3 protein-coding genes are annotated in these 3,774 nt (G+C 74.1%); all 3 read left to right on the top strand.

Annotated features, from left to right (window positions below):
* Nucleotides 1-378: 378 nt before the first annotated feature.
* Nucleotides 379-2,037: a thiamine pyrophosphate-binding protein gene (locus ETD96_RS42455; RefSeq protein WP_138642131.1), complete on the top strand. Its 1,659-nt coding sequence runs from the start codon at nt 379-381 to the stop codon at nt 2,035-2,037.
* A gap of 8 nt (nt 2,038-2,045) precedes the next feature.
* Nucleotides 2,046-2,591, top strand: a complete 546-nt coding sequence (locus ETD96_RS42450) for an HD domain-containing protein (protein WP_138642130.1) — start codon at nt 2,046-2,048, stop codon at nt 2,589-2,591.
* Nucleotides 2,592-2,661: 70 nt separating this feature from the next.
* Nucleotides 2,662-3,774 (top strand): zinc-dependent alcohol dehydrogenase (locus ETD96_RS42445; RefSeq protein WP_138642129.1); only part of this gene is annotated, 1,113 nt, incomplete at its 3' end.

Below are 3,774 nucleotides of genomic sequence, written 5' to 3'. Positions count from 1 at the left end.
GCGCCCAGCCCTCGCGCACGGCACTCACCCCCTGCTCCCACGCTCAGCCAGCGATCACGCGCCCAGCCCCGCGCCCACGCGCTCAGCTGCGCGTTCACGCCTCCCGTTCTGCGATCACGCCTGCAGCGCCCGCGCTCGCGTGTCTGGTGTCGCGGGGACGCGTTCCGCCATCGGTCGACTGCGTCCCGATGGCCCGTGGAGCACCTTGCGTAACGCCTCCTGCCCCGGCTTCTCGTCCTCTTCGCGCATGTCGATACGTCCTTGGGCGTGCGCGGTAGCGGGGTGTTTGCCGGCCAACTGTGGCTCGGGGGACTCTTGACTGAATGCTTTCTTTTATAAGATAGTCCCTACCAGTGCCGAGAGTGCTGGGAGGCGCGGATGCGGGTGGCCGAGGCGGTGGCGGGGGTGCTCGCGGCGCATGGCGTTTCGTGCCTGTTCGGGGTGCTCGGCGACGGGAACCTGCCGATCGTGGACGTGCTCGTGCGCGAGCACGGGGCCGACTACGTCGCGGCGGCGCGTGAGGACGGGGCCGTGCTCATGGCCGACGGGTACGCGCGGGCCGGTGGACGGCTCGGGGTCGCGACCGTCACGCACGGGCCGGCGCTGACCAACGCGGTGACCGCGCTGACGGAGGCCGCGCGGGCCCGGACGCCGCTGCTGCTCGTCGCCGCCGACACCCGGCCGGGCGATCTGCGCAACCCGCAGGCCATCGATCAGGAGGACGTGGTCGGCCCGACCGGGGCGGGCGTGCAGTGGGTGCACTCGGCGGAGTCGGCCGTGGCGGACGCCGTGCGGGCGGTGCGGCGGGCGTTCACCGAGCGGCGGCCGATCGTGCTGAACGTCCCCACGCCGCTGCTGGATCGCGAGGCCGGGGACGATCCTGGAACGTTCCGCGAGGATCGGACGCCCGCGCCGCCGCCCAGGGCCGAGGAGGTCGCGCGGGTCGCGGAGCTGCTCGGGAAGGCGGAGCGTCCCGTGATCGTGGCCGGACGGGGCGCCATGCACGCGCGGGACGAGTTGGTCGCGCTCGGCGCGCGGACGGGCGCCCTCCTGGCCACCACGCTGAAGGCCAAGGGCTTCTTCGCCGGTGAGCCGTTCGACGCCGGCGTGTGCGGAGGCTTCGCCACGACGCTCGGACGTGAGCTGATCCGCGAGTCCGACCTCCTGCTGGCGGTCGGCGCATCACTGAACTCGTTCACCCTGGACGGCGGCCGGATGCTCGCCGGGAACCCGGTCATCGTGCACAACGACGTCCGCCCCGAAGCGTTCGAGACACCCGCCGACCTGCGCGTCCTGGGCGACGCCGGGGCGCTGGCCGCGATGCTCGCCGAGACGGCCGAACCCAAGACCGGCTGGCGGACGGACGACATCGCGAAACGGCTCGGCGACTACGTCTACGGGTCCGAGTACCCCGACGGCGGCGATGAGACCGGCCTCGACCTGCACACCGTGGTCGCCGCGCTGGAGCGGATGGTCCCGCGCGAGCGGACGGTGGTCGTCGAGGGCGGGCACGCGGCGCTGTCCGAGCCGTCCCGCGGACTGTCGGTGCCCGACCCGCAGGGGTTCGTGTTCCCGGTGAACTTCGGCTCGATCGGGCTCGGCCTCGCGTCCGCGATCGGTGCGGCGACGGCGCGGCCCGAGCGGGTGACGCTGGCCGTCACCGGGGACGGCGCGCTGATGATGAACCTCGCCGAGCTGGACACGGCGGTGCGCCGCGGCGTGCGGCTCGTGGTCGTCGTCATGAACGACGCCGCGTTCGGCTACGAGTACCACAACATGCTGCACCGCGGCATGGACACCGGCCTGTCGCTGATCCCGCGGCCCGACTTCGCCGCGGTGGCGCGGGCGTTCGGGGCGCGGGCCGCGACCGTCCGGACGCCCGGTGAGCTGGACGACCTGAAGGGACTGATCGCCGACCCGTCCGGCCCGGTGCTCGTCGACGCCCGGTTGACCCGGGCGGTGCGGACCCGGTGGTTCGCCGAGCACGAGAACGGGCTCGATCCCGCGGATCCGGACTTCCGGCCGCGCTACCGGTAAGGAGGCACATGTTCACTCGAATGGACCAGGGCACCCGCGAGCAGTGGCTGCACATCCGCGGGGAGACCCTGAAGACGCAGGAGCGGGCGCCCGAGCGGGTGCTGCCGATGCTGGCCGCGCTCGCGGCGTTCACCGACGGGTACGCGGTCGACCAGCTCCAGCACTCGCTGCAGACGGCGGCGCACGCGGAGGCGGCGGGCGCGGACGACGAGCTGGTCGTCGCGGCGCTGTGCCACGACATGGGCAAGGTGATCTCCACGGCGAACCACGCGGCGGTCGCGGCGGAGATCCTGCGGCCGTACGTGTGCGAGGAGGTCTACCGGATCGTCCACGCGCACCAGACGTTCGAGGCCGCGCACTACGGCGAGCACTTCGGCTGGGACCCGGCCGAGCGGGAGATGTTCAAGGACGAGCCCTGGTACGCCGACGCGATCCGGTTCGCCGACGAGTGGGACCAGGTCGCGTTCGACCCAGGCTTCGACACGCCGACGCTGGAGCACTTCGCGCCCCGCGTCCGCCGCGTGTTCGGCGGTACCCGGACCATCACCAAATGACCCGGCATCGCCACATGACCCGGCATCGCCACATGACCCGGCATCACCGCATGACCCGGAGCATCGCCAAATGACGAGAGCGGGGGCGGCCCGCGCCGTGCTGCAGCGGGCTCCGCGCACCCTCGACCTCGTGGAGCTGCCGCTCCCCGACGTCGGCCCCGACGACGCGCTGCTCGCCGTGGAGGCGTGCGGGATCTGCGGGACGGACGTCGAGGAGTACAGCGGCGCGCTGCTCGACACGATCGGCCCGACCTCGCCGTTCGTCCCCGGCCATGAGCCGGTCGGGCGGATCGCGGCGATCGGGGCGCGGGCGGCGGCGCGCTGGGGGCTCGCGGAGGGTGACCGGGTCGCGGTCGAGCCGGCGCTGCCGTGCGGGGCGTGCCGGGACTGCCGGTCGGGCCGGTACGTGCTGTGCGCCGGCTGGGAGCACTTCCCGATGAGCTACGGGTTCGTCCCCGCCAAGATCCCGCCCGCGCTGTGGGGCGGGTTCGCCGACCGCATGTACCTGCATCCGAACAGCGTCCTGCACCGGCTGCCGGACGACGTGGACCCGACGGTCGCCGCCACGTTCAACGCGCTCGCGGCCGGCGTCGAGTGGGCGGTCGAGGTGCCCGGCACCCGCGCGGGCGACTGCGTGGTGGTGCTCGGCGCCGGGCAGCGCGGGCTGGCGTGCTTGCTGGCCGCGCGGGCGGCGGGAGCCGACCCGGTGATCGTCACCGGGCTGGCGGCCGACCGGCACAAGCTGGACCTGGCGCTCGAGCTGGGCGCGACCGCCGCCGTGGTGGCCGACGGCGGCGGCGTCCCGGAGCGGGTCCGGGCGCTGACCGGCGGCGTCCCGGTGGACGTGGTGGTCGACGTCGCGTCGAACGACCCCACGACCGTGCTGGACGCGATGGCGATCGTCCGGCCCGGCGGGACGGTGGTCCTCGCCGGGCTCAAGAACGGGCGCCCCGTACCGGGCTTCACCAGCGACGACGTGGTCCTGAAGGGGCTGCGCGTGCAGGGCGTCCGGGCGGCGGGGCACGCCTCGTTCCGGCGGGCGGTCGCGCTGATCGCGGCGGGCGACCGGCCGCTGCACCGCCTCGTCACCCACACCTTCGCCCTTCCCGACGCGGCCCGGGCCATCGAGACCCTCGCCGCCCCCGGCGGCGCCTCGGGCGGCGCGGTCAGCGTCGTGATCACT

The organism is Actinomadura geliboluensis (genome assembly GCF_005889745.1).
GTDB lineage: Bacteria > Actinomycetota > Actinomycetes > Streptosporangiales > Streptosporangiaceae > Spirillospora > Spirillospora geliboluensis.
The sequence above is the reverse complement of the archived record's forward strand: the minus strand, read 5'-3'. Positions and strand labels throughout refer to the sequence as shown.